This is a genomic window from Streptomyces canus (assembly GCF_001514145.1).
Lineage (GTDB): Bacteria > Actinomycetota > Actinomycetes > Streptomycetales > Streptomycetaceae > Streptomyces > Streptomyces canus.
Genome location: NZ_KQ948659.1, coordinates 321624 through 344290, shown reverse-complemented (window position 1 = coordinate 344290; position 22667 = coordinate 321624). Strand labels below are relative to the sequence as shown.

Below are 22667 nucleotides of genomic sequence, written 5' to 3'. Positions count from 1 at the left end.
GGATGAAAGGGCTATTCGCGTACGGCGATCCCGTCCAGCACCATCGACAGGTACTGCCGGGCGATCTCCTCCGGGCTGTGCTGTCCGCCGGGCCGGTACCAGGACGCGGCGACCCACACGGTGTCGCGCACGAACCGGTAGGTCAGCCGTACGTCGAGGTCGGCCCGGAACACCTCGGCCGCGACCCCGCGCTCCAGCGTGGACAGCCAGGCCTTCTCGAACCTGCGCTGCGACTCGGCGAGGAACGCGAACCGCTCCTGCGCCACCAGCTGCTTGCTCTCCTTCTGGTAGATCGCGACGGCGGCGCGGTGCCGGTCGATCTCCCGGAACGACTCGGTGACCAGGGCCTCCAGCGTCTCGCGCGGGTCGAGTTCGGCGCCCAGGACGGCGTCGTAGCCGCCCCAGAGCTCGTCGAGGAAGGTCCGCAGGATCTCCTCCAGCATCGATTCCTTGGAGTCGAAGTGGTAGTAGAGGCTGCCCGCGAGCATGCCCGCGTGGTCCGCGATCTTGCGTACGGTCGTGGCGTTGTAGCCCTGTTCGGCGAAGACCTCGGCGGCGGTGTCGAGGAGTTCACGGCGGCGCGCGGGCGCTGCGGCGCTCACCTGGGGCTTCTTCTTGGTCGGCTTGGTCGGCACGGAGTCATTGTCGTCCTATGCGTGCTGGCTGCTGACGGCGACGACCTCGCCGGTCATGTACGAGGAGTAGCCGGACGCCAGGAACACGATCACGTTGGCCACCTCCCAGGGCTCGGCGTAGCGCCCGAAGGCCTCGCGCGCGGTCAGTTCCTCCAGCAGTTCGGCCGAGGTGACCTTCACCAGGTGCGGGTGCATGGCGAGGCTCGGTGCCACGGCGTTGACGCGTACGCCGTACTCGGCGGCCTCCAGCGCCGCGCAACGGGTCAGCGCCATCACGCCGGCCTTCGCGGCGGCGTAGTGCGCCTGTCCGGCCTGGGCGCGCCAGCCGACGACGGAGGCGTTGTTGACGATCACGCCGCCGGAGTCCCTCGCGTCGCGCATCAGCCGCAGGGCCGCCCGCATGCACCGGAAGGTGCCGTTCAGGGTGACGTCCAGGACGCGGGTCCACTGTTCGTCGGTCATGTCGACGAGGGCCGAGGTGCCGCCGAGGCCGGCGTTGTTGACGACGACGTCGAGTCGGCCGTGCTCCCGCAGGGCCGCGTCGAACAGCGCCTGGACCTGTGCCTCGTCCGTCACGTCACAGGGCAGCGCGGCGACCCGCTCGGGCCCGAACTCCCCGGCGAGCTCGGCGCCGTACTCCTTGAGCCGTCGTGCGTGCGCGTCGCTGATCAGGACGCGCGCGCCCTCCTCCAGGAAGCGGCGTGCGGTCGCCCCGCCGATGCCCGCGCCGGCGGCGGCGGTGATGACGGCGGTGCGCCCCTTCAGCAGCCCGTGCCCCGGTTCGTACACCGGACTCTCGACGCCTGTCATGGCGCCACGCTAACCTACCAAACACTTGTTAGGGAAGGACGGGTGTCCATGGATCTGGCGTTCACGCAGGAAGACGAGGCCTTCCGCGCCGAGGCCCGCTCATGGCTGCACGCGCATGTGCCCGCCTCCCCGCTCCCCTCCCTGGAGACCGAGGAGGGCTTCGCGGCCCATCGCGCGTGGGAGGCGGAACTCGCCGCGGACCGCTGGTCGGTGGTCAACTGGCCGCGGGCGTACGGCGGCAGGGACGCGGGGATCGTCCGCTGGCTGGTCTTCGAGGAGGAGTACTACGCGGCCGGGGCGCCCGGACGCGTCAACCAGAACGGCATCAGCCTCCTCGCCCCGACCCTCTTCGACCACGGCACACAGGAGCAGCGGGACCGTGTCCTGCCGTCCATGGCCACCGGGCGGACGGTGTGGGCGCAGGCCTGGTCGGAGCCGGAGGCGGGTTCGGACCTGGCCTCCCTGAGGGCGAAGGGGGTGCGCACGGAGGGCGGTTGGCTGCTCAGCGGCCAGAAGACCTGGTCCTCCCGGGCCGCCTTCGCGGACCGCGCGTTCGGTCTCTTCCGCACCGACCCCGACACCCCGAAACCCCACCAGGGCCTGACCTACCTGATGTTCGACCTGCGCGCCCCCGGTGTCACCGTCCACCCGATCCGCCGCCTCGACGGGAAACCGGCCTTCGCCGAGCTCTTCCTGGACGAGGTGTTCGTGCCGGACGAGGACGTCATCGGCGAGCCCGGCCGGGGCTGGCGGATCGCGATGTCGACGGCGGGCAACGAACGGGGCCTGATGCTGCGCTCACCGGGCCGCTTCCTGGCCGCCGCCGACCGCCTGCACGCCCTCTGGCAGTCCCAGGGCAGCCCCCGCGGCGCCCGGACCCGGGTCGCGGACGCGCTGATCGGCGCCCGCGCCTATCAGCTCTTCACCTATGCGGCCGCCTCGCGCTTCCTGGAGGGCGAGACGCTCGGCCCGGAGTCCAGCCTGAACAAGGTCTTCTGGTCCGAGTACGACATCGCCCTCACCGAGACGGCCCTCGATCTCCTGGGTGAGGAGGGCGAGTTGGCCGACACGGACTGGTCCGAGCGGTACGTCTTCTCCCTCGCCGGCCCCATCTACGCGGGCACGAACGAGATCCAGCGCGACATCATCGCCGAGCGACTGCTGGGTCTGCCGAAGGGACGCCGCTGATGCGTTTCCTTCTCGACGCCGAGCAACGGGAGTTCGCGGCCTCCCTGGACGCGATGCTGACGGCCGCGGACACACCCTCCGTCGTACGGGACTGGAGCTGCGGGGACCACGCGAGCGGGCAAGCGCTGTGGCGCCGTATCGCCGAGGCGGGGGTGTTCGCCCTGGCGGTACCGGAGGCCTACGAGGGACTGGGCCCGCGTCCCGTGGAACTCGCTCTGGCCTTCATGGAGTTGGGGCGGCATGCGGTACCGGGCCCGTTGGTGGAGACGGTCGCGGCGGCGACACTGCTCGCCTCGCTGGACGACACGGGCCCGGCGAAGCGGCTGCTCCCGGCGCTGGCCGCGGGCGAGACGATGGCCACGGTCGCCCGCGATCACGGGTACGCCCTGGACGGTGAAGCAGCCGGTATCCGTCTCTCCCTGACGGCCGAGGGACTGCGCCTGGCGCCCGGCCACGGCACTGAGCGCCCCTCGCTCGACCCCGCCCGTCGCCTCTCCCCATTGGACCCCGGCGGCGAACTCCTCGCCACCGACCCTCCCCTGGCCCCCGCCCTCCTCCTGGCCCGCCTCACCACCGCCGCACAGGCCCTCGGCGTCGGTCTCGCGCTGCTCGACAGGACCGTCACCCACGTCAAGCGGCGCACCCAGTTCGGCGTCCCCATCGGCTCGTTCCAGGCTGTCGGGCACCAACTGGCCGACGCGAGGATCGCGTTGGAGTTCGCCCGCCCCCTCGTCCTGGGCGCCGCCCTGACGATGACCGAGGAAGACGTCGCCGCCGCCAAGGTCACCGCGTGCGAGGCCGCGTACGCCACCGCCCGCACCGCGCTCCAGCTCCACGGCGCGATCGGGTACACGGCGGAGTACGACCTGTCCCTGTGGCTCACCAAGGCCCGGGCCCTGCGCACCGCCTGGGGCAGCCCCGACGAGTGCCGGGACACCGTCCTCAGTGGTGTTCGCCGCTGGTGACCTCGCGGTACTCCTCCACCGTCGGCTTCTCGATCCGCGTGTCGGGCCCGAACATCGCCCGCGCGAGCCCGGCCCGCACCCGCTGGGAACGCCTGACCGGCCGCCGCACCCCGTTGGCGTCGACCAGCGGCCCGATCTCGTACGGCGGCTCCTGCTCGTGCTGCGTGAGGGTGTGCAGCTGCTCCTGCGGGAGGGGGTCGTGGACCTCGACGTACTCCCCGTGCGGAAGCCGCCTGATGGTGCCGGTCTCGCGGCCGTGCAGCACCTTGTCCCGGTCCCGGCGCTGCAGCCCGAGACAGATCCGCTTGGTGACGACGAAGGCGAGCACCGGCACCACGAACACGGACACCCGCACGAACCAGGTGATCGCGTTGATCGACAGATGCAGATGCGTGGCCACGATGTCGTTGCCGCCGCCGATCAGCAGGACGACGTACAGGCTCAGCCAGGCGACACCGAGCCCTGTGCGGACGGGCACGTTGCGCGGCCGGTCCAGGATGTGGTGCTCGCGTTTGTCGCCGGTGATCCACGCCTCGACGAAGGGATAGATCCCGAGCGCCAGCAGGATCAGCGGGAAGAGGGAGAAGGGGATGAAGACACCGGGCTCCAGGGTGTGGCCCCAGAAGTTGATCTCCCATCCCGGCATCACCCGGATCAGCCCCTCGGAGAAGCCCAGGTACCAGTCGGGCTGGGCGCCGGTGGTCACCAGCTGCGGGCTGTACGGTCCGAACGCCCACACGGGGTTGATCTGGGCGAGGCCGCCCATGAGCGCCAGCACGCCGAAGGTCAGGAAGAAGAAGCCGCCCGCCTTGGCCATGTAGACCGGCAGGAAGGGCATGCCGACCACGGACTTGTTGTCGCGGCCGGGCCCCGGGTACTGGGTGTGCTTGTGGTAGAAGACCAGGATCAGATGGGCGACCACCAGGCCGAGCATGATCCCGGGCAGCACGAGCACATGGATCGGGAAGAGCCTGGGGATGATGTCGTGCCCCGGGAACTCCCCGCCGAACAGGAAGAACGACAGATACGTCCCGACGATCGGGATGGACAGGATCGCCCCGTCGGCGAACCGGATGCCGGTGCCGGAGAGCAGGTCGTCGGGGAGGGAGTAGCCGGTCAGGCCGGTGATGATGCCGAGGAACAGCAGGGTCCAGCCGAACACCCAGTTGAGCTCGCGCGGCTTGCGGAAGGCGCCGGTGAAGAACACCCGCATCATGTGCACGAGCATGCCGGTGACGAAGACCAGCGCCGCCCAGTGGTGGATCTGCCGGATCAGCAGTCCGCCGCGCACGTCGAAGCTGATGTCGAGCGTGGACTCGTAGGCCCTGGTCATCACCACGCCGTTGAGGGGCTCATAGGAGCCGTGGTAGACGACCTCGACCCCGCTGGGCTCGAAGAACAGCGTGAGATAGACGCCCGTGAGGATCAGGATGAGGAAGCTGTAGAGACAGATCTCGCCCAGCATGAACGACCAGTGGTCCGGAAAGACCTTGCGCATGTTGGCCTTGGCCAGCGCGTACAGGCCGAGCCGTCCGTCGGCCCAGTCGGCGAGCTTCTCGCCCTTTCCGGCCTCTCCGCCACGAGGGCCTTGGTTGACCGAACGTGCGCCGTCCATGAGTCGTCGCCTCCCCGTCGGATCAACTTCAGGGTGGCACGACGCGTGGGTGATGCCAACGGGGCGGGCAGCCTCCTGAATCCGGCCCCGCCGCTCTTCTCCCGCACCTGTGTTCGCTATTTTGTTCGCCGCCGCCCCCACCGGCTCGATCATCACCCCTGTCACTCCGAGGAGCCGGCCGTGGACCCCGAATCCGCCGTCACCACCTGCTATCGCCATCCGGCGGTGGAGTCCCATGTCCGCTGCACCCGCTGCGAGCGGTACATCTGCCCGGACTGCATGCGGGAGGCGGCCGTGGGCCACCAGTGCCCGGAGTGCGTGCGGGAGGGGGCACGGTCGGTACGGCAGGCCCGGACCGCGTTCGGCGGGCGGATCACCGCCGTCCCCCTGGTGACGTACGTCCTCATCGGCCTCAACGTGCTCGCCTACGTCGGCGAGCTCGTCCGCCCGGCGATCGTGGACCGCTTCGAGATGCTGGGCGCCGGGCTCGTGGGCCCGGAAGGCGGCCACTACGTGTGGCAGGACACCTACCCCTCCGACTTCCACGCCGAGGGTGTCGTCGACGGCGAGTGGTACCGCCTGCTGACCGGTGCGTTCCTCCATCTGCCGCCCACCGAGGGCACGTTCGGGATCCTGCACATCGTGATGAACATGGTGTCGCTGTGGAACATCGGCCGGGTGGTGGAGGCCCAGCTCGGCCGTCTGCGGTACGTCGTCCTCTATCTGCTGTCCGCGCTCGGCGGCTCGGTCCTCGTCCTGCTGGTCGCGCCCGGCGACCCCACGCTCGGTGCCTCCGGCGCGATCTTCGGGCTCGGCGCCGCGTACTACGTGATGGCCCGCCGCCTCGGCGCCGACATGGCCGTCGTCAACCGTTTCATGGCCGGCCTGCTGCTGTGGCTGCTGATCTCCGCGGGGCTGACGTCCTGGCAGGGCCACCTCGGCGGCCTGCTCGCCGGAGCCGTCGTCACGCTCGCCTACGCCTACGCTCCCCGGGACAGCCGTCGTGCCCTGGTGCAGGCTGGAGCGTGTGCCGTACTGCTGGTGGTGCTCGTGGTCGCTGCCTGGGCCAAGGTCGCCGAACTGACGGGAGCGCAGTGAAAGGCGCCCGCCTGCTGCTCCTCGCGGCCGTCCCCGTGGTCGCCACGGCGTCGGTCTACCTCTTCGCGCCCGAGGACTCCGGCGCGGCAGGGGCGGGCCCCGACCTCTCCTCGGCCTACCGCTCCCAGGCGGCCCAGGACGCCGAGGGCGCCCAGGGTGCCAAAGCCTGGGCCGAGCGGCCCGGGAGGGCAAGGAGCACGGCGGACGAAGCGGTCGTCGCCGACCCGCCGCCGGGCCTGGCCGCCCCCGCCAAGAAGGAGCTCGCCCAGCAGCTCGTGGCCAGCGCCGAGAACTCCACCCTCGACTGGCGCAGCGCCTACGCCTACATCGAGGACATCGGCGACGGCCAGGGCTACACGGCCGGCATCATCGGCTTCTGCACCGGCACCCACGACCTGCTCACCCTCGTCGAGGGCTACACGAAGGCCCACCCCGGCAACGGTCTCGCGAAGTACCTCCCCGCGCTGCGCGCGGTCGACGGCACGGACTCCCACGAGGGCCTCGACCCGGCCTTCACGGCCGCCTGGAAGGCGGAGGCCCGGGTCCCGGCCTTCCAGAAGGCCCAGGACTCGGCACGTGACCGCGTCTACTTCGACCCCGCGGTGCGCCTCGCCGAACTCGACGGCCTCGGCGCCCTCGGCCAGTTCGTCTACTACGACGCCATGGTCTTCCACGGCCCCGGCACCGACCCCACCAGCTTCTACGGACTGCGCGAACGCGCCCTCCAGAAGTCCGACAGCCCGACCGAGGGCGGCTCGGAGAAGGCCTACCTGGACACCTTCCTCGACCTCCGCGAGGACGCCATGCGCACCCGCGACGCGGATATCGACACCACCCGCGTGGACACCGCGCAACGACGCTTCCTGAACGAGGGGAACCTGGACCTGAGGACACCGCTGGAGTGGCAGGTGTACGGGGAGACGTTCCGGGTGCCGTAGGAGAGCATGCGACGGCGCCTGCCCTGTGGTCCGGTCGGGGACGTGGAGGGCAGGCGCCGTCAGTGTTCCGTACGCCTTTGTACGGGACGTCTATTCGGGTGTGATCACACCATCAGCGAGCGGTCCGTCGGCCGGATCGGCGCGGGCAGTTCGCTCGCACCGGTCAGGAAGCGGTCGCAGCCGCGGGCGGCCGAGCGGCCCTCCGCGATCGCCCAGACGATGAGCGACTGGCCGCGGCCCGCGTCACCGGCGACGAAGACTCCCGGCACGTTGGTCTGGAAGTCGGCGTCGCGGGCGATGTTGCCGCGCTCGTCGAGGTCCAGACCGAACTGCTCGACCAGGCCGTTCTCCCGGTCGGTGCCGGTGAAGCCCATCGCGAGGGTGACCAGCTGGGCGGGGATCTTGCGCTCCGTGCCCGGCTTCGGGGTCAGCTTGCCCTCGATGAACTCGACCTCGGTGAGGTGCAGCCACTGGACGTTGCCGTCCTCGTCGCCCTCGAAGTGGGTCGTCGAGACGGAGTAGACCCGCTCGCCGCCCTCCTCGTGCGCGGACGTGACCTTGTAGAGCATCGGGAAGGTCGGCCACGGCTGGTGCGGGGCACGGTCCTCGCCCGGCTGCGGCATGATCTCCAGCTGGGTGACCGAGGCCGCGCCCTGGCGGTGGGCGGTGCCCACGCAGTCGGCGCCGGTGTCGCCGCCGCCGATGACGATGACGTGCTTGCCCTCGGCCGTGATGGGGGGCGCCACGTAGTCGCCCTCCTGCACCTTGTTGGCCAGCGGCAGGTACTCCATGGCCTGGTGGATGCCCTTGAGCTCGCGGCCGGGAACCGGCAGGTCACGGGCGGTCGTGGCACCGGCGGCGATGACGATCGCGTCATAGCGCTTCTTCAGGTCGGTCGCCCTGAGGTCGCGGCCGATCTCGATGCCGGTACGGAAGCGGGTGCCCTCCGCGCGCATCTGCTCGATACGGCGGTTGATGTGCCGCTTCTCCATCTTGAACTCGGGGATGCCGTACCGGAGAAGGCCTCCGACGCGGTCCGCGCGCTCGTAGACGGCGACGGTGTGACCGGCCCGGGTGAGCTGCTGGGCGGCGGCGAGACCGGCAGGGCCCGACCCGATGACCGCGACGGTCTTGCCGGACAGGCGCTCCGGGGCCTGCGGCTCGACGTCACCGCTGTCCCACGCCTTGTCGATGATCGAGACCTCGACGTTCTTGATGGTCACGGCCGGCTGGTTGATGCCGAGCACACACGCCGACTCACAGGGCGCGGGGCACAGGCGACCGGTGAACTCCGGGAAGTTGTTGGTCGCGTGCAGACGCTCGGAGGCGGCGGACCAGTCCTCGCGGTAGGCGAAGTCGTTCCACTCGGGGATGAGGTTCCCGAGCGGACAGCCGTTGTGACAGAACGGGATGCCGCAGTCCATGCAGCGGCTGGCCTGCTTGCTGATGATCGGCAGCAGGGAGCCGGGGACGTAGACCTCGTTCCAGTCCTTCAGGCGTACGTCGACCGGGCGGGACTTGGCGACCTCACGGCCGTGGTTCAGGAAGCCCTTCGGGTCAGCCATTGATCGCCGCCTCCATCATCTTCTCGGTGATCTCGGACTCGGAGAGTCCCGCCTGCTCGGCGGCGTCCTTGGCGGCGAGCACTGCCTTGTACGTGCTGGGGATGATCTTGCTGAAGCGCTCGACCGCGGTGTCCCATTCGGCCAGGAGCTTCTCGGCGACCGTGGACGCGGTCTCCTCCTGGTGGCGGCGCACCACGTCGTGCAGCCACTGCTTGTCGGCGTCGTCGAGCGCTTCGACGGCGCCCGCGTTGCCGACGTTGACGTTGTCGGGGTCGAGGTCGATCACGTAGGCGATACCGCCGGACATGCCGGCCGCGAAGTTGCGGCCCGTCTCGCCGAGGACCACCGCGTGACCGCCGGTCATGTACTCGCAGCCGTGGTCGCCCACGCCCTCCGAGACGACCAGCGCACCGGAGTTGCGGACGCAGAACCGCTCGCCGGAACGACCGCGCAGGAACAGCTCGCCACCGGTCGCGCCGTAGGCGATGGTGTTGCCCGCGATCGTCGAGAACTCGGCGAGGTGGTCGGCGCCCCGGTCCGGGCGCACGATCACCCGGCCACCGGAGAGGCCCTTGCCGACGTAGTCGTTGGCGTCGCCCTCCAGGCGCAGCGTGACACCGCGCGGCAGGAAGGCGCCGAAGGACTGGCCGGCGGAGCCCGTGAAGGTGATGTCGATGGTGTCGTCGGGCAGGCCCGCGCCACCGAACTTCTTCGTCACCTCGTGGCCGAGCATGGTGCCGACCGTGCGGTTGATGTTGCGGATCGAGACCTGGGCGCGCACCGGCTGGGCGTCGGTCGCCGAGTCGGCGGCCAGGGCGTCGGCGGCGAGCTTGATGAGCTCGTTGTCGAGCGCCTTCTCCAGACCGTGGTCCTGCTCGATGACCTGGTGCAGCGGGGTGCCTTCGGGCAGCTCGGGCACGTAGAAGAGCGGGGACAGGTCCAGGCCCTGCGCCTTCCAGTGGTTGACGGCCCGCTCGACGTCGAGGCTCTCGGCGTGACCGACGGCCTCCTCGATGGAGCGGAAGCCCAGCTCGGCGAGGATCTCGCGGACCTCTTCGGCGATGAACTTGAAGAAGTTCACGACGTACTCGGCCTTGCCGGTGAACCGGTCGCGGAGCACCGGGTTCTGGGTGGCGATGCCGACCGGGCAGGTGTCCAGGTGGCAGACGCGCATCATGACGCAGCCGGAGACGACGAGCGGCGCGGTCGCGAAACCGAACTCCTCGGCGCCGAGCAGCGCGGCGATGACGACGTCACGGCCGGTCTTGAGCTGACCGTCGGTCTGGACGACGATCCGGTCCCGCAGGCCGTTGAGCAGCAGGGTCTGCTGGGTCTCGGCGAGACCGAGCTCCCAGGGGCCGCCCGCGTGCTTCAGGGAGGTCAGCGGGGAGGCACCGGTGCCTCCGTCGTGACCGGAGATCAGGACGACGTCCGCGTGCGCCTTGGACACACCCGCCGCGACCGTGCCGACGCCGACCTCGGAGACCAGCTTCACGTGAATCCGCGCCTGCGGGTTCGCGTTCTTCAGGTCGTGGATCAGCTGGGCCAGGTCCTCGATGGAGTAGATGTCGTGGTGCGGCGGCGGGGAGATCAGGCCCACGCCCGGGGTGCTGTGCCGGGTCTTGGCGACCCAGGGGTACACCTTGTGGCCGGGCAGCTGGCCGCCCTCGCCGGGCTTGGCGCCCTGGGCCATCTTGATCTGGATGTCGTCCGCGTTGACCAGGTACTCCGAGGTCACACCGAAGCGGCCGGAGGCGACCTGCTTGATCGACGAACGCCGCGCCGGGTCGTACAGCCGGTCCGCGTCCTCGCCGCCCTCACCGGTGTTGGACTTGCCGCCCAGCTGGTTCATCGCGATGGCGAGGGTCTCGTGCGCCTCCTTGGAGATGGAGCCGTACGACATGGCGCCGGTGGAGAAGCGCTTGACGATCTCGGAGACCGGCTCGACCTCGTCGACGGAGATCGGCTGACGGTCCGACTTGAAGCCGAACAGGCCGCGGAGCGTCATCAGGCGCTCGGACTGCTCGTTCACGCGGTCCGTGTACTTCTTGAAGATGTCGTAGCGGTTGGCGCGCGTCGAGTGCTGGAGGCGGAAGACCGTCTCCGGGTCGAACAGGTGCGGCTCACCCTCACGGCGCCACTGGTACTCGCCGCCTATCTCGAGGGCGCGGTGCGCGGGCGCGATGCCGGAGGCGGGGTACGCCTTGGCGTGCCGGGCGGCGACCTCCTTGGCGATGACGTCGATGCCGACGCCGCCGATCTTGGAGGCCGTACCGCTGAAGTACTTCTGGACGAAGCCCTCTTCGAGACCGACGGCCTCGAAGACCTGGGCGCCGCGGTAGGAGGCGACGGTCGAGATGCCCATCTTCGACATGACCTTCAGTACACCCTTGCCCAGGGCGTAGATCAGGTTGCGGATGGCCTGCTCGGGCTCCAGACCGTTCAGGAAGGTGCCCGCGCGCAGGAGGTCCTCGACGGACTCCATGGCGAGGTACGGGTTCACGGCCGCGGCGCCGAAGCCGATCAGCAGGGCGACGTGGTGGACCTCGCGGACGTCACCGGCCTCGACCAGCAGGCCCACCTGGGTGCGCTGCTTGGTGCGGATGAGGTGGTGGTGGACGGCCGCGGTGAGCAGCAGCGAGGGGATCGGCGCGTGCTCGGCGTCCGAGTGGCGGTCGGAGAGGACGATCAGCCGGGCGCCGTTGTCGATGGCGGCGTCGGCCTCGGCGCAGATCTCCTCGATGCGGGCGGCGAGGGAGGCACCGCCGCCGGAGACCCGGTACAGGCCGGAGAGGGTCGCGGCCTTGAAGCCGGGCATGTCGCCGTCGGCGTTGATGTGGATGAGCTTGGCCAGCTCGTCGTTGTCGATCACCGGGAAGGGCAGCACGACGGAGCGGCAGGAGGCGGCGCTCGGGTCGAGCAGGTTGCCCTGCGGGCCCAGCGAGGAGCGCAGCGAGGTGACGAGCTCCTCGCGGATCGCGTCCAGCGGCGGGTTGGTGACCTGCGCGAACAGCTGGGTGAAGTAGTCGAAGAGCAGGCGCGGTCGCTCGCTCAGCGCGGCGATCGGCGAGTCGGTGCCCATCGAACCGATCGGCTCGGCAGCGGCCTTGGCCATCGGCGCGAGGAGGACGCGCAGCTCTTCCTCGGTGTAGCCGAAGGTCTGCTGGCGGCGGGTGACCGAGGCGTGGGTGTGCACGATGTGCTCGCGCTCGGGCAGGTCGCCGAGCTCGATCTCGCCGGCCTCCAGCCACTCCGCGTACGGCTGCTCGGCGGCGAGGCCGGCCTTGATCTCGTCGTCCTCGATGATGCGGTGCTCGACGGTGTCGACGAGGAACATCCTGCCGGGCTGGAGACGGCCCTTGCGGACGACCTTGGCGGGGTCGATGTCGAGGACGCCGACCTCGGAGCCGAGGACGACGAGGCCGTCGTCGGTGACCCAGTAGCGGCCGGGGCGAAGGCCGTTGCGGTCGAGGACCGCGCCGACCTGCTTGCCGTCGGTGAAGGTGACACAGGCCGGACCGTCCCACGGCTCCATCAGGTTGGAGTGGAACTGGTAGAAGGCGCGGCGGGCCGACTCCATGGAGTCGTGGTTCTCCCACGCCTCCGGGATCATCATCAGCACGGAGTGCGGCAGCGAACGGCCGCCCAGGTGCAGGAGTTCGAGCACCTCGTCGAAGGACGCCGAGTCGGAGGCGTCCGGCGTACAGATCGGGAAGACGCGCTCGAGGGCCTTCTCGTCGTTGCCGAAGAGGTCCGAGACCAGCTGGGACTCGCGGGCCGCCATCCAGTTGCGGTTGCCCTTGACGGTGTTGATCTCACCGTTGTGCGCGACGAAGCGGTACGGGTGCGCGAGCGGCCACGACGGGAAGGTGTTCGTGGAGAACCGGGAGTGCACGAGCGCGATCGCGGAGGCGAAGCGGCGGTCGGACAGGTCCGGGAAGAAGGGCTCCAGCTGGCCGGTGGTCAGCATGCCCTTGTAGACGATCGTGCGTGCGGACAGCGAGGGGAAGTAGACGTCGACCTCGCGCTCGGCGCGCTTGCGCAGCACGAAGGCCTTGCGGTCGAGGTCGATGCCCTCCGACGAGCCGTCGCCGACGAAGACCTGACGGAACGCCGGCATCGTCGAGCGGGCGGTGGCGCCGAGCAGCTCCGGGGCGACCGGGACCTCGCGCCAGCCGAGGACGGTGAGGCCCTCCTCGGCGGCGATCGTCTCGATGCGCGAGACGGCGTCCTCGACGCCGTCCTCCGGCAGGAAGGCGGTACCGACGGCGTACGCACCGGCCGCGGGCAGCTCGAAGCCGGCCACCTCACGGAAGAAGGCGTCCGGAACCTGGGACAGGATGCCCGCGCCGTCACCCGAGTCGGGCTCGGCGCCGGTGGCACCGCGGTGCTCCAGGTTGCGCAGAACCGTGAGCGCCTGCTCGACCAGCGCATGGCTCGCCTCGCCGGTGAGGGTGGCCACGAAGCCGACGCCACAGGCGTCGCGCTCGTTGCGGGGGTCGTACATACCCTGCGCAGCAGGGCGAGCATCCATGAAGGACCACTTCTGGCCATTCGTGGAGTGCTGGGACGGCTGGCGCGGCGTACGCATCGGCTCTCCCGTCGTCGTCAATTGGCATATTCAGCTTGCCGAGGGACGACGTTGGCCCTCTGCGTAAGTGCAAAATTTCGTGCAGGTTACATGATGGAGCGGATCTCGGGAACCGGATACTCCGTTCCAGCATGCGGACGCCACGCGGTGCGAGGGGGGTGTCGCACACGTGGCTTGAAGTATGTGGGGACCGAGCCGGACCGATCGGTCAGATCGTCGTCCGTCGGCCCAGGGGCGGTGAAGGCGTCGTCGCCGACCCCGCGGGTGCGCCGCAAGCGTCATTGCCCGCAGCGCTTACGGCTCATGCCCAGTGGTTAAGCATTCGAAACCAGCGAGTAACGGCTACTTATGCGGTCCCTCGCATAAGTAGCAACCGATCTATCCTACGGCCGTTCCGAACAAACTGCCCAGGGCGTACGTCACACCGGCCGCCGCACCTCCCAGAGCGAGCTGCCGGAGTCCGCTGTACCACCAGGTCCGCGCGGTCACCCTGGCCACGACGGCACCGCATGCGAAGAGCCCGACGAGGGCGAGCAGCAGGGCGGGCCACAGGGCGGTCGCCCCGAGAAGATACGGCAGTACGGGCAGCAGGGCACCCAGGGCGAAGGACCCGAAGCTGGACACGGCGGCGACGAGCGGCGAGGGCAGGTCGCTCGGGTCGATCCCCAACTCCTCACGGGCGTGGATCTCCAGGGCCTGCTCGGGATCCTTCGACAACTGCCGCGCGACCTCGCGGGCCAGTTCGGGCTCGACACCCCGCCCCTCGTAGAGGGCCGCGAGTTCGGCCTCCTCGTCCTGGGGATGCCTCCGCAGCTCCCGGCGCTCCACATCCAGCTCGGCCTCGACCAGCTCGCGCTGGGAGGCGACGGAGGTGTACTCGCCGGCGGCCATGGAGAAGGCACCGGCTGCGAGCCCCGCGAGTCCGGTCAGCACGATGGTGTTCTGGCCGACGGCCCCACCGGCGACTCCGGTCATCAGCGCGAGGTTGGAGACCAGTCCGTCCATGGCACCGAAGACGGCGGGCCTGAGCCATCCGCCGTTCACGTCCCGGTGCGTGTGGTTGTCCCGGTGCGCCTCGTGCAGTGGCGCCTCGATGTCGATGATGGCCATTCCGGTCCCCCAGGGAAGCTAAGCCAAAGCTAACTTTGGACACATTCTAATTCTCAACAACGCACACAGTACGACGGTGCATTCCCGCCCGCCAGCAAGGAAAGGCTCGGCTAACCTGCGGCTTTGCCTTCGAATGCGCAGACGATCGGATCACCGCTCAGATGTCGACCGGGTGATGCTGGGGCTTCGGAGGCTCAGGTCAACCGCCGATGGTGGGACACATGCGCAAAGGGTTCCGCACCCCATGCGGAACCCCCTCTGGGAGAGGCCGCGTATGGCATCGATCGCCTGCATTCCCCCGGTCCCGGCGCCCGAGGACGCCGCAGAACTCCGCGAGCGGGCCCGCGGCGCCCTGCTGGGCCTGGCGGTCGGGGACGCCCTGGGAGCCCCCGCCGAGAACCTGAAGCCGTCGGAGATCCGCGCCCGCTGGGGCCGTATCGAGGGCTATGTGCTGGACGAGCCGGCCGGCACGGACGACACCGAGTACACGATCTTCTCCGGCCTGCTCCTCGCCCGGCACGGCTCGGCCCTCACGCCGTCCCACGTGGAGGCGGCCTGGCACGAGTGGATCGCGGACCGCGACGAGGGCCCGTTCCGGGGCGCGGGCTTCAGCGAGCGCGGCACGCTGGAGAACCTGCGCCGCGGCCTGGCGGCCCCCATCTCGGCCCAGCACCGGCACGCCTGGAGCGACGGCCTGGCCATGCGGGCGGCCCCTTTCGGCGTCTTCGCGGCGGGCCGCCCCGCGGAGGCGGCCCGTCTGGTGGCGATCGACGGCTCGGTGAGCCACGACGGCGAGGGCATCTACGGCGGCCAGGCGGTGGCGGCGGGAGTGGCGGCGGCGATGGCGGGCGCCCCCACCGTGGCTGTCGTCGCCTCCGCGCTGGCGGTGATCCCGGACGACAGCTGGACGGCCCGGTCCCTGCGCCGGGCCGTGGCCGTGGCGCACCGGGGCGAAAGAGCGGTCCGCTCCGCGGTGGTGATCGGCGGCTACCCGTGGACCGACCTGGCCCCGGAGGCGGTGGCCCTGGCCTTCGGCGCGTACGCGGCGGCCGACGGCGACTTCCGCGAGGCGGTCCTGACGGCGGTGAACATGGGGAGAGACGCGGACACGACGGCGGCGGTGGCGGGGGCCCTCGCGGGAGCGACGAGGGGAGCGTCGGCGATCCCGGCCGACTGGGCCTCGGCGATCGGCCCGGCGAGCGGCAGCTGCCTCCCCTCCATGGCGGGCCATCACGTACTGGACGTGGCGGAGTTGTTGGTGCCGGGCGAGGACAAGAAGTGGGCCACGACCGGCCTCACCCGCCGACCATGGCCACCTCCGGCCCCGGACGCCTTCACCCTGGCGGCGGACGGCGACGCGGGAGCGGACCAATGAGGCCGCCGGGCCCTTGGGGGGAGGCCCCGGGGCCCGCGTCCACACGGAACGGCTACGCCGAACCCCCTCTCACGGCGAAGCCGCTCCAACCCGCGGCCGCCGACGGCGAGTTCGCCCCACAGGGGCCACCCGCACCCGACCACGAAAGCCGCACCGGTGGTGCGGGTGGGAACACAGAGGCCGAAGGCGAAGCCGAGGCCGGACAGAGAGTCCAGGGCCTCCTCCTCGGCCTGGCCGCAGGCGACGCCGCCGGCTGGCCCGCCGCCCGCCACAGAGCCGCCCGCATGCCCGACTGGACCCGCCGCCTCACCCGCGAGCTCGACACCTTCGCCGAACAGAACGCCACCACCACCCTCCCCGTCCCCATCGCCCTCAACCAACCCCCCGAACCCCTCCGCCTCGGCCCCTCCGACGACGCCGAATGGGCGGCCTTCACCGCGGAAGCCCTCCTCAAGGCAGGCGACGGCACCGCCCACGGCGACCTGACCAGAGAACGCCGTACGAGAGCCGCCATCGACCTCACCTGGAACGCCCTCGCCGCCGAAGTGGCCGCCGCGGCGCATCGGGCCCCCGAGATCGAGTCCGCCGTCATCCCCCTCCGCGCCCGTATCTCCGTAAGAGCGGGGCTCGGCAACCTCGCCACCGGACTGCGGCCACCCGCCACCGGCCACGACAACCCGCACTACTTCGACGACGCGGCCTGCGTCAGAGCCTGTGTACTCGCCGTCGCCCACCCCGGCGCCCCCCGACTCGCCGCGGACCTCGCCGAGTTCGACGCCCGCTACACCCAGGACGGAGACGGCGTCCACGGAGCACGGGCGATGGCCGCGGCCGTCTCCCTGGCCCTGATCGGCACCCCCGTCGAGGCCTGCGTGGCAGCCGCCCTCACCGAACTCCCCGAGGAGACGGAGATCGGCCGCAACGCCCGCCACGCCCTCCACCTCGCCCGGTCCGCCGACAGCGCCTTCGCCCTGATCCCCGCCCTGGAACACGAGATCGTCGACCACGTCTACAGCTACGGCATCGCGGCCGCCGAAACCGTCCCCGTGGCCCTGGCTCTGGCCGGCGCCGCACAGGGCCGTATCGCCGAGGCGATCCCCGCCGCGGCCTGCCTCTCCCGGGTCGCCGACTCGGCCCCCGCTCTGGTGGGCGCGCTGACCGGGGCGCTGGGCGGCGCCGGCGCGATTCCCGCCACCTGGCGGAACACCTGCCGGACACTCTCCGGCTGCGCCCTCCCCCGCCTCACCGGCACGGACCTCGTGGAACTCGCCGAACTCCTGGTAGCCGCACAACCACCCCTCCCAGGAGGATGATTCCGGGCATGACGCCCAAAAACTCAGAAATCAGCCTTGAGGACCGGATCACCGGAGCCCTCGTGGGCGCGGCGGTGGGCGACGCCCTCGGCGGTCCCGTCGAGGGCTACTCCCCCGAGCAGATCCTCGAACGTCACGCCGGCCGCGTCCACGGCGTCGTCGGCCCCTGGAACGGCGACGCCTGGCGCACCGCCCGCCCCATCGCCCCGTACCACAAGGGCGACGGCCACATCACCGACGACACCTTGATGACCCACGCCCTGATCAGGGTCTACGACCGGGTCCGCGACCACCTCGACGCCTACGCGATCGCCGACCACCTGGTCCCCGACCTGATGACGAACCCGCGCTGGATCCCGGAACTGGAGGCAACGGCCCTCCCCCTCCAACGCATCTTCCTCGCCGAGAAGTGGCTGGTCACCCGCCTCCACTACGGCCATGTCGACCCCCGCGAGGCAGGCGTCGGCAACATCGTCAACTGCGGCGCTGCGATGTACATGGCACCCGTCGGCCTGGTCAACGCGGCCAACCCGCGCGCCGCCTACGCCGAGGCCCTGGACATCGCCGGCGCCCACCAGTCGTCGTACGGCCGAGAGGCGGCGGGAGTCTTCGCGGCGGCGGTCGCGGCGGCGGCGGCACCGGGCGCGACACCGGACTCCGTGGTGACGACCTGCCTCTCCCTGGCGAAGGACGGCACCCGTACCGCGATCGAGCAGGTCTGCGAAGTGGCCACCCACCACACGGACTTCGAGTCGGCCCTGCTCCCGCTGCGGAAGGCGATCGCGCCCTACGACACGGTCGGCCCCGACTACCGCACCCCCTCCCTCGGCGCCCGCCGCCCCTCCCGCCTCCACACGATCGAGGAACTCCCCATCGCCCTGGCCATGGTGCTCGTGGCCGCGGGCGACTACCGCCGAGCGGTCCTCGGCGCGGTGAACTACGGCAGGGACTGCGACTCGATCGCCACGATGGCCGGCGCTCTGTCCGGGGCCCTGGGCTCCCCGGTTCCGGACGACTGGTCCAAAACGGTCTCGGAGGCAAGCCGCCTGGACCTGTGGGAACCGGCAGCGACGCTGACGGCCGTGACCCGGGAGATCTTCGAGAGGGACGTGACCCACCGCAGGACCCACGAGGCGGCCTTCGCGGCACTCGGAGGCCCGAGATGCTCCGCCTGACCTGGGTCCAGCCGGAGGACCTCATCGGCCACGAACTCCGCCAGGCGGCCCAGGACGGCAGGGAGCCGTCGGCGATCGCGGCGAGATGGAGAGCGGCGGGAGGCAAGGCGGCGCCGGCACGGGCGGGCGCCTCCGCGGAGCCCGCGTCCAGGTACCTGCGGCAACTGGCGGAAGACCTGCTGGACGAACTGGCGGACCTCCCCAGCGCGTTGGCGGACCACGAGCCCACCGACCTCGCGACGATCAAGGCCCGCTGCCGGGCGTGGCCGTCGCCCACCCCCGCGGCACCCCCCACGCAGGCCGGTCTGGAAGCCGCCTGGCTGGGCCGAGCCGTGGGCTGCCTCCTGGGCAAACCGGTGGAGAAGCTCCCCCTGGAAGCCATCCGCCAACTCGCCGGCTCAACCGGCAACTGGCCCCTCACCACCTACTTCACGGCCAAGGGCGTCCCGGCGGACCTCCTCGCCGCCCATCCCTGGAACCGCCGCTCGGCCACCACCTCCCTCGCCGAGAACATCGACGGCATGCCCGAGGACGACGACCTCAACTACCCCCTTCTGAACCTCCTGTTGCTGCAACGCCACGGCAAACGCTTCACCACCACGGACGTGGCCGAACTCTGGCTGGCCGAGCTCCCCGCCGGCCGCACCTTCACCGCCGAACGCCTCGCCTACCGCAACCTCCTCCAGGGCCTGGAACCCCCGAGAACGGCCCGCCACCGCAACCCCTTCCGCGAATGGATCGGCGCCCTCATCCGCGCGGACGTCCACGGCTGGACCAACCCCGGCGACCCGGCCGCCGCGGCCGAACAGGCCCATCGGGACGCCACCCTCACCCACACGGCGAACGGCGTCTACGCGGCGATGTTCACGGCAGCGGTGATCGCCCGGGCGACGACGACTCCCGACATCCACACCTGCCTCCGCACCGGCCTCACCGTGATCCCCCCGCACTCCCGGCTGGCGAGGGCCATCACCCACGCCGTCCAACTGGCCGAACGGCACGACGACTTCGACAAGGTCGTGGACGAACTCCACGCCACCCACGCCGCCACCCACCACTGGGTCCACTCGATCCCCAACACCGCGCTGATCGCCGCCGCCCTCACCCACGCGAACGGCGATTTCACCGGCTCCGTCTGCAGAGCGGTCGGCGGCGGCTGGGACACCGACTCCAACGGCGCCACCGCGGGCAGCATCGCCGCTCTCCTGGCCGGTGCCCCCGAGAACCTCCCCGACCGCTGGACCACCCCCCTCAAGAACCGTCTGGCCACCTCCGTAGCGGACTTCAACGGCACCGGCTTCGACACCCTGGCCCATCTCACCCACCGGGAGGCTGCTCGCCCATGACCCACATCGCCGTGCTCGGCAGCACGAACATGGACCTGGTCACCTACGTCGAAAAGGCACCCGACCGAGGAGAGACCGTCACCGGCAGAGAGTTCCGTACGATCCCCGGCGGCAAGGGCGCCAACCAGGCGATCGCCGCGGCCCGCGCCGGCGCCACCGTCTCGATGATCGGCGCGGTCGGCAACGACGGCTTCGGCACCCGGCTGCGCTCCACCCTCGAACACTCCGGCGTGACCACCGACCACCTGCGCACCATCGAGGGCCCCTCCGGCACCGCGCACATCGTCGTGGACGACGAGGGCGGCAACGCGATCGTCGTCATCCCCGGCGCGAACGGCACCGTCGACCACCTCGTCCCCGGCGACGAGGGCCTGATCGCCTCCGCCGACGCCCTGCTCCTCCAGTTGGAGATCCCCCTGGCAGCTGTCCTCGCGGGCGCTCAGACGGCCCGGGCCCACGGCGTCCGCACCATCCTCACACCCGCCCCGGCCCGGCCCATCCCACCCGAACTCCTCGACGCCACCGACCTGTTGGTCCCCAACGAGCACGAGGCGGCCACCCTCACCGGCCGCAGCGACCCGTTCGCCGCGGGCGCCGCCCTCCTCGACCGGATCCCGCGCGTGGTGATCACCCTGGGCGCGGCGGGCAGCGTGTATCTGACCCGGGACGCCGAACCCCTCGCCGTCCCCGCCCCGCACGTCACCGCGGTGGACTCCACGGGGGCCGGCGACACCTACGTGGGCGCCCTCGCCGTCGCCCTCGGCGAGGAACGGCCGATCCGGGAGGCGATGACCTGGGCGGCCACGGCGGCCGCGCTCTCCGTCCAGCGGGAAGGCGCCTCGGCGTCGATGCCCTACCGATCCGAGATCGAGGCCCGGTACACGTCATGACGCACGCACCTCTCACCGGCCTCCGCGTTCTCGACCTGGCCACCCTGTTCGCGGGCCCGATCGCGGCCACCATGCTCGGCGACTTCGGCGCGGAGGTCGTCAAGATCGAGCACCCCACGAAGCCGGACCCCTCCCGTGGCCACGGCCCCTCGAAGGACGGCATCGGCCTGTGGTGGAAAGTCCTGGGCCGCAACAAGCGCACGATCACGATCGACCTCTCGAAGCGGGGCGGCCGCGCCACCTTCCTCCGCCTGGCCGAAACGGCGGACGTGGTCATCGAGAACTTCCGCCCCGGCACCCTGGAGAAATGGGACCTCGGCTGGCCGGAGCTCTCCGCCGTCAACCCCCGCCTGGTCCTCACCCGGGTCACCGGCTTCGGCCAGTTCGGCCCCTACGCCCACCGCCCCGGCTTCGGCACCCTCGCCGAGGCGATGAGCGGCTTCGCGGCGATCACCGGCGAACCGGACGCGCCCCCGGTCCTGCCGCCCTTCGGCCTGGCCGACTCCATCGCGGGCCTGGCCACGGCGTACGCGGTGATGACGGCGCTCGCGGCCCGCGACCGCACCGGCGAGGGCCAGGTCGTCGACATGGCGATCATCGAACCGATCCTGACGGTCCTCGGACCACAGCCGACCTGGTACGACCAGCTCGGCCTCGTCCAGGAACGCACCGGCAACCGCTCCGCCAACAACGCCCCGCGCAACACCTACCGCACGGCGGACGGCACCTGGGTCGCCGTCTCCACCTCGGCCCAGTCGATCGCGGAGCGCGTGATGCACCTGGTGGGCCGCCCGGAGCTGATCGACGAGCCATGGTTCGCGACCGGCGCCCAGCGCGCCGCCCACGCCGACGTCCTCGACCGGGCGGTCGGCTCCTGGATCGCCGAACGCACCCGCACGGAGGTCCTCGCCGCCTTCGACAAGGCCGAGGCCGCGGTCGCCCCGATCCAGGACATCCGGGACGTGATGGCCGACCCGCAGTACCAGGCCCTGGACACCGTCACCACGGTCGACGACCCCGAGCTCGGCCCCCTGCGCATGCAGAACGTCCTCTTCCGGCTCTCCTCGACTCCGGGCACGATCCGCTGGGCGGGCCGCCCCCACGGCGCGGACACGGACGAGGTCCTGACGGAACTGGGCCTGACCGAGGCCGAGTTGACGGCCCTGCGCACGGAGGGCGCGCTGTGAGACCGTACCCGCTCACCTGGCTCTACGTCCCCGGCGACCGACCGGAGACCGTCACCAAGGCCCTCGCCTCCGGCGCCGACGTCGTGGTCGTCGACCTGGAGGACGCGGTGGCCCCCGACCGCAAGCGGTACGCCCGCGAGGCGACGGCCGAACGTCTCACCGACCCGCAGCCCCTCCCGGTGCATGTCCGGGTGAACGCCCTGGACAGCCCCCTGGCGGCAGCGGACCTGGCAGCGATCGCCGCCCTCCCGGGCATCTCCGGCCTGCGCCTGCCCAAGGTCACCGCTCCCGACCAGATCACCCACGTCGCACAGACGACAGCCTGGGCCGAAGGAGGCGCCCCACCCCTGTACGCCCTCCTGGAGTCGGCGCTGGGCATCGAGCGTGCCTACGCCATCGCCACCGCCCACCCGGGTCTGCGCGGCATCGCCCTCGGTGAGGCAGACCTGCGAGCCGACCTGGGCGTACGGCACGACAGGGGCCTGGACTGGTCCCGCTCCCGAGTGATCGTGGCGGCAAGAGCGGCGTCCCTCCCTCCCCCACCCCAGTCGGTCCACCCCGACACCCGGGACCTGGAGGGCCTCGAAACGTCCTGCGCCCACGGCCGCGCCCTGGGCTTCCTGGGCCGAGCAGCTGTCCACCCCCGTCAGCTCCCGGTGATCGAGCGCGTCTTTCTCCCCACGGCGGAGGAGATCGAGCAGGCGGAGACGGTTCTCAAGGCAGCGGAAGCCCACCGGGGGGCCCAGGCCCTCCCGAACGGCACTTTCATCGACGCGGCGGTGGTGACCCAGGCCCACCGCACGCTCTCCCTCGCCCACCGCCGCTGACATACGACGAGGGCGCCCCGAGTAGTCGGGGCGCCCTCG

The 22667-nt window shown here is 71.1% G+C and carries 17 protein-coding genes; 11 read left to right on the top strand and 6 right to left on the bottom strand.

What is annotated here, in order from left to right; genetic code table 11:
* Positions 1–11: 11 nt before the first annotated feature.
* Together AQJ46_RS15185 and AQJ46_RS15180 are read right to left on the bottom strand one after the other, a co-directional pair.
* Positions 12–635: a TetR/AcrR family transcriptional regulator gene (locus AQJ46_RS15185; protein ID WP_057618451.1), complete on the bottom strand. Its 624-nt coding sequence runs from the start codon at positions 633–635 to the stop codon at positions 12–14.
* 15 nt (positions 636–650) lie between these two features.
* Positions 651–1445, bottom strand: coding sequence for an SDR family oxidoreductase (locus AQJ46_RS15180; protein WP_059206081.1), 795 nt, complete (start codon positions 1443–1445; stop codon positions 651–653).
* Between the two features lie 48 nt (positions 1446–1493).
* Here AQJ46_RS15180 and AQJ46_RS15175 point away from each other — a divergent pair, with 48 nt between their 5' ends.
* Together AQJ46_RS15175 and AQJ46_RS15170 are read left to right on the top strand one after the other, a co-directional pair.
* On the top strand, positions 1494–2633 hold the full coding sequence (locus AQJ46_RS15175) for an acyl-CoA dehydrogenase family protein (RefSeq protein ID WP_059206080.1): 1140 nt from the start codon (positions 1494–1496) through the stop codon (positions 2631–2633).
* Positions 2633–3598: an acyl-CoA dehydrogenase family protein gene (locus AQJ46_RS15170; protein WP_059206079.1), complete on the top strand. Its 966-nt coding sequence runs from the start codon at positions 2633–2635 to the stop codon at positions 3596–3598. The genes AQJ46_RS15175 and AQJ46_RS15170 overlap by 1 nt, the downstream gene beginning before the upstream one ends.
* Here the strand turns inward: AQJ46_RS15170 and qcrB are convergent.
* Positions 3576–5213 (bottom strand): cytochrome bc1 complex cytochrome b subunit, encoded by a 1638-nt coding sequence (gene qcrB, locus AQJ46_RS15165; RefSeq protein ID WP_059206078.1) that lies wholly within the window; start codon positions 5211–5213, stop codon positions 3576–3578. The two genes, AQJ46_RS15170 and qcrB, sit on opposite strands and share 23 nt — an antisense overlap.
* Before the next feature lie 180 nt (positions 5214–5393).
* Between qcrB and AQJ46_RS15160 the strand changes: the two genes are divergently transcribed.
* Together AQJ46_RS15160 and AQJ46_RS15155 are read left to right on the top strand one after the other, a co-directional pair.
* The gene (locus tag AQJ46_RS15160; protein WP_059206077.1) at positions 5394–6311 is read left to right on the top strand and encodes a rhomboid family intramembrane serine protease; all 918 of its coding nucleotides are present in this window, start codon (positions 5394–5396) and stop codon (positions 6309–6311) included.
* Entirely contained in the window at positions 6308–7249 is a 942-nt protein-coding gene (locus AQJ46_RS15155) for a chitosanase (RefSeq protein WP_059206076.1), read from the top strand. Before AQJ46_RS15160 ends, AQJ46_RS15155 begins: the two co-directional genes overlap by 4 nt.
* A gap of 104 nt (positions 7250–7353) precedes the next feature.
* On the opposite strand, the gene AQJ46_RS15150 is transcribed toward AQJ46_RS15155, so the two are convergent.
* From AQJ46_RS15150 to AQJ46_RS15140, 3 genes are all read right to left on the bottom strand, one after another.
* On the bottom strand, positions 7354–8814 hold the full coding sequence (locus AQJ46_RS15150; RefSeq protein WP_059206075.1) for a glutamate synthase subunit beta: 1461 nt from the start codon (positions 8812–8814) through the stop codon (positions 7354–7356).
* Positions 8807–13405 carry a glutamate synthase large subunit gene (gene gltB / locus AQJ46_RS15145; protein ID WP_079072282.1) on the bottom strand — a complete coding sequence of 1533 codons (4599 nt, stop codon included), beginning with the start codon at positions 13403–13405 and terminating at the stop codon, positions 8807–8809. Before gltB ends, AQJ46_RS15150 begins: the two co-directional genes overlap by 8 nt.
* 378 nt (positions 13406–13783) lie before the next feature.
* Positions 13784–14515: a VIT1/CCC1 transporter family protein gene (locus AQJ46_RS15140; RefSeq protein WP_059206073.1), complete on the bottom strand. Its 732-nt coding sequence runs from the start codon at positions 14513–14515 to the stop codon at positions 13784–13786.
* A 274-nt stretch (positions 14516–14789) separates the two neighbouring features.
* Here AQJ46_RS15140 and AQJ46_RS15135 point away from each other — a divergent pair, with 274 nt between their 5' ends.
* From AQJ46_RS15135 to AQJ46_RS15105, 7 genes are read left to right on the top strand one after another with little or no spacing between them, the layout of a single operon-like run.
* Positions 14790–15890 (top strand): ADP-ribosylglycohydrolase family protein, encoded by a 1101-nt coding sequence (locus AQJ46_RS15135; RefSeq protein WP_079072281.1) that lies wholly within the window; start codon positions 14790–14792, stop codon positions 15888–15890.
* Positions 15824–17203 carry an ADP-ribosylglycohydrolase family protein gene (locus AQJ46_RS15130; RefSeq protein ID WP_079072302.1) on the top strand — a complete coding sequence of 460 codons (1380 nt, stop codon included), beginning with the start codon at positions 15824–15826 and terminating at the stop codon, positions 17201–17203. Before AQJ46_RS15135 ends, AQJ46_RS15130 begins: the two co-directional genes overlap by 67 nt.
* Positions 17204–17211: 8 nt before the next feature.
* A complete protein-coding gene (locus AQJ46_RS15125) occupies positions 17212–18378 on the top strand; it encodes an ADP-ribosylglycohydrolase family protein (protein ID WP_059206072.1) in 1167 nt (388 codons plus the stop codon).
* Positions 18366–19724, top strand: a complete 1359-nt coding sequence (locus AQJ46_RS15120; RefSeq protein ID WP_059206071.1) for an ADP-ribosylglycohydrolase family protein — start codon at positions 18366–18368, stop codon at positions 19722–19724. The genes AQJ46_RS15125 and AQJ46_RS15120 overlap by 13 nt, the downstream gene beginning before the upstream one ends.
* Positions 19721–20614 carry a ribokinase gene (rbsK, locus tag AQJ46_RS15115; protein WP_059206070.1) on the top strand — a complete coding sequence of 298 codons (894 nt, stop codon included), beginning with the start codon at positions 19721–19723 and terminating at the stop codon, positions 20612–20614. Before AQJ46_RS15120 ends, rbsK begins: the two co-directional genes overlap by 4 nt.
* On the top strand, positions 20611–21801 hold the full coding sequence (locus AQJ46_RS15110; RefSeq protein WP_059206069.1) for a CaiB/BaiF CoA transferase family protein: 1191 nt from the start codon (positions 20611–20613) through the stop codon (positions 21799–21801). The genes rbsK and AQJ46_RS15110 overlap by 4 nt, the downstream gene beginning before the upstream one ends.
* Positions 21798–22628 (top strand): HpcH/HpaI aldolase/citrate lyase family protein, encoded by an 831-nt coding sequence (locus tag AQJ46_RS15105; RefSeq protein ID WP_059206068.1) that lies wholly within the window; start codon positions 21798–21800, stop codon positions 22626–22628. Before AQJ46_RS15110 ends, AQJ46_RS15105 begins: the two co-directional genes overlap by 4 nt.
* Positions 22629–22667 lie beyond the last annotated feature (39 nt).